Source organism: uncultured Dialister sp., from assembly GCF_937959425.1.
Lineage (GTDB): Bacteria > Bacillota > Negativicutes > Veillonellales > Dialisteraceae > Dialister.
Genome location: NZ_CALGPS010000219.1, coordinates 1 through 3899 on the forward strand (window position 1 = coordinate 1; position 3899 = coordinate 3899).

Below are 3899 nucleotides of genomic sequence, written 5' to 3' on the forward strand. Positions count from 1 at the left end.
TTTCTGCGAAAGGCCGCTATCATCCGTCGCCTGACGGCGCCACCTTCTTCCAGAGGAAGAAGGCTTTTGGACTACGTCATGTACCCTTGGTGACACAAAAGGCATTCCCGTAACGCTGACTATATAATCATTGCCCGCAAGGGCAATCCTTCCCCTTTGAACCCTCTGAACCCTTTGAACCCTTTCTTCGCACCTTTCTCCACAACCCTTTTACACAACTTGCGGGCCCTACGGGCCCGCCCCCCTTTGGTGCTAACGAACCACCTTCCTCCACGGGAAAGCATGTCACTGGATTCTCAGTCGCCTTTGGCTCCCTACGAATCCAGTTCCTTTGCCACCCCGCAGGCGGCGGGGGGACAATAAAATAGGAGGAACCTTCTGAACCCGGGCCGCTATGCGGCCCCTATTCTTTGAGCACATACCCATAGGCGTGTTTTTTACCGTCGTCTCCGTCTTCCACGTAGACACCCTGGACTTCAGGGGGGAAGCCGGGGAGGGCGTTGATGCTGTCTACGAGGTCCATGAAGTAGTGGATGGCGGTTTTTGTCCAGCGTTCTCCGGGGTGGATGCAGAGGATGCCCGGGGGATAGGGGAGGGCGCCTTCCAGGGCGATGCGGCCTTCTGCGTCTTTGAGGTCTATGAGTTCACCGTTTCCACGGAAGTATTCGCCTTCCGCTTCTCTTGGACTCATGGCGTAGGGCGGAAGGTATTCTTTTTGGAAGAGCTGCTGCTGCAGGGCGGCCACGTTTCTTTCTTTGAAGAAGTCATGCATTTCCTGGCATAGTCTTCTGATGGTGTAGCCCTGGTAGTAGGTTTCATAGGCTTCATATACCCTGGGGAGTACTTTTTCCATGGGAGCGTCTTCGTCCAGGTATGTTTCAAACTCCACCAGTTTATCCACCAGGCGCTCCAGTTTTTCTTTTGTTTCCGCAGGGGTGAGAAGGAAGAGAATGTCGTTCAGGTCGCATTTTTCCGGAATGATTTTATTTTCCCGTAGGAATTCAGCCACAATGGTGCCGGGGATACCGAAGTCTTCGTAGGTGCCGGTTTCGATATCGATGCCCGGGGTGAGGAGCATAAGTTTCATGGGGTCCAGGAAATACTGGTTTTCTCCGTATCCTTTGAAACCGTGCCAGTCCGCTCTGGGGGCAAAGGTCCAATAGCGGCGGTCCGCTGCAATCTGGGCGGTGTCTGCTTCCGCCCATTTCCTGTTTCCCACTTTGTCCGGCAGGAAGGGGCGGAGGTAGTGGCAGCGGCGGATGATTTCCTTTCTGAGCTCGATTCCCAGAATGAGGGCGTCTTTCCACAGTTTCTTTCCTCCTTCCCCTTCGTGTATCCGGGCGTTCATATCCAAAGCGGCAAAGAGCTGGTAGAAGGGGGAGGTGGAGGCGTGCATCATGTAGGCGTTGTTCATCCTTTTGTGGGGAACGTAGCGGTCCTGGCCCCGGATGTGGGCGTCTTTTTTGTGTATCTGGGAGGTCATGGAGAAACCGGCCTGCTGTTTGTGCACCGACTGGGTGACGAAGATGCCCGGGTCGTCGGGGCCCAGTTCCAGCAGCAGGGGAGAGGCGTCTTTCATCATGGGGATGAACTGTTCGTAGCCCACCCAGGCGGAATCGAAGAAAATGTAGTCGCAGAGGTAACCGATGCGGTCGATGACCTGGCGGGCGTTGTACATGCAGCCGTCGTAGGTGCCCAGTTCGATAACCGCCAGGCGTATGGGCCGATCGGCCTTTGCTTTTTCCGGGTCTTTCTCCGCCACCAGTTTCCGGATGTAGTCTTCGTCAAAGCAGTGCTCCGGAATGCCGCCGATGGAGCCGCAGGCGTTGCGGCACGTTTCCATGTATACCGGAATGGCGCCAGAAAGCACCAGCCCCAGGTCGATGGATTTATGGTTGTTCCGGTCGTAGAGGACGATGTCGCCGGGAGCGAGGACGGCGTTCATGACGATTTTGTTGGAGGTGGATGTGCCGTTCAGGACAAAATAGGTTTTGTCCGCATGAAATACTTTGGCCGCGTGCTTCTGGGCGGAGAGGGCCGCTCCTTCGTGGATGAGGAAATCCCCCAGGTCCACGTCGGAACTGGACAGGTCGCCGCGGAACACGTTGGGACCGTAGTAGTCGTAAAAAATGCGGCCGGCAGGGTGTTTCCGGAAAAAGGCGCCGCTCTGGTGGCCGGGGGAGTCGTACTCGTCATTTTTCCGGGACGTATATTTCATAAGCGCGCCAAAAAAAGGAGGCAGCAGGTCCTTCTCATACTTCATGGCGGCTTTGGTGATTCTTTTCTTCCAGGATGCCTTTTCCCTGATGGGAAGGAGGGTGCCGGAAATTTCGGACATATTCCGCGAAGCGGCAGCGCCGGTGTCCAGAATGAAAAGGGGAATGGAGAAAGCATGAATGGTGTCATAGGCGGCGGGGATTTCGTCCCGGCTTGTCATGACCACGGCGGATACATCGGTGAGATCCGCACCCTGGAGGGGAACTGTCTTCCAGTTCTCCTGGGAAATGCCGCTTTCTGCAGCAAGGGCAGTTAAAGCGATTTTTAACTGTTTCATGAAAAACCTCCCTGTTTATTTTTGCTTGTATTATAGGAACCATGGGAGGGGTATGTCAATAAGGAAAAGAGAGGAAAAAGGAGGAAATTTGAGGAGATTAGGGGAGATATATGAAATTCTGCATATTGGGACGGTTTAGAGAGTATAGATAAGGGAAATTGAATAAAAGAGAGCCAGTGGGCTGGTGAGCTGGGAAAAACCATACAACTGCCTTTGGCTATCGGCTGTCAGCTTTCTGCCTTGGTGGGCGCCTCTTTGGAAATCTGGAGGCGCCATTATGATAAAACCAGGGAGCCGCGCCTAACGGTCAGTCGATTAAAAGGAAGGCCCTTTTATGGGCAGGCTATGAGCCAACTTCGACTGACTTGCACATTCTCTGCAGAATGTGCACAGCGCGTGGAAATGCGGCACCCCCTTTGGTGGCTGGCGCCACCACCTTTCCCCCTGTTCAGGGGGCACTATGGGTGCTGAGCAATGTGCTACATATGATACTGCAGGAAAGCATAGAGAGGCCTATTCTCCCCCCCTGAATAGGGTGGCAAGCGAACACGAGTCACACCAGCGAACATATTTTGAAGGAACGCAGTGACGCGCAAAATATTGTGAGTCGGTGATAGCCGTGCTGTAGGGGAGCGGTAGCGACCTGAGAATCGTGTGAGACGCTTTCCCGTGGAGGGAGTCCGGCGCAGCCGGATAGGGGGTGGCCACGATAGTGGCCAATTCAGCAGAATGTTTAGCGTGAATTAAGCAGCAGGAGGGCATTCCCGTAACGTAAGGCTCCTTTCTCAGAAAGGAGCTGGGCGAAGCCCTGAGGATAGGCCTGAATATACGACGCGCAGCTTTATGTGTCATTAGGCCCTTTCAAGGCCGCGGCCTTTTTTCAAAAGGCCGCTATCCCCCGTCGCCTCCGGCGACACCTACGGCCGGGCTTTAAGGTGTTCGCTTAATGTGCAGGCTATGCTCACATATTAGCCCGGCTCAGAAGCCCTCTGCAGGGCTTCTGCCTTCCAGAGGAAGGGGGCTAACGCACTACCTCATGCAGCACTGGTGACACTAATGGTAAGCCCGTAACGCTGACTTTATAATCATAGCCGCGCCAGCGGCTATCCACAACCCTCGCAGCCGATAGGCTGCGTCAAACCTAAGAACCTTAAGAACCGTCGGGCCCTACGGGCCCGCCCCCTTTGGTGCTAACGCACCACCTTCCCCCCGCAGGCGGTGGGACAATAAGATGAGGGGAACCCTCTGAACCGGCCCTCTCTTCTCCGGGCCCTACGGGCCCGCCCCCCTTTGGTGCCTGCGGCACCACCTTTCCCCCGCAAGCGGGGGCACAATATTGTGGGGG

1 protein-coding gene is annotated in these 3899 nt (G+C 55.2%); it reads right to left on the reverse strand.

Features of this window, described 5'->3' with window-relative positions; all coding sequences use genetic code 11:
• Positions 1-403: 403 nt before the first annotated feature.
• Entirely contained in the window at positions 404-2554 is a 2151-nt protein-coding gene (gene speC, locus Q0482_RS09290) for an ornithine decarboxylase (RefSeq protein ID WP_299145712.1), read from the reverse strand.
• Positions 2555-3899 lie beyond the last annotated feature (1345 nt).

Coding starts and splice junctions, on each gene's coding strand:
- speC (WP_299145712.1), bottom strand. CDS start 2,554: ATGAAACAGTTAAAAATCGCTTTAACTGCCCTTGCTGCAGAAAGCGGC.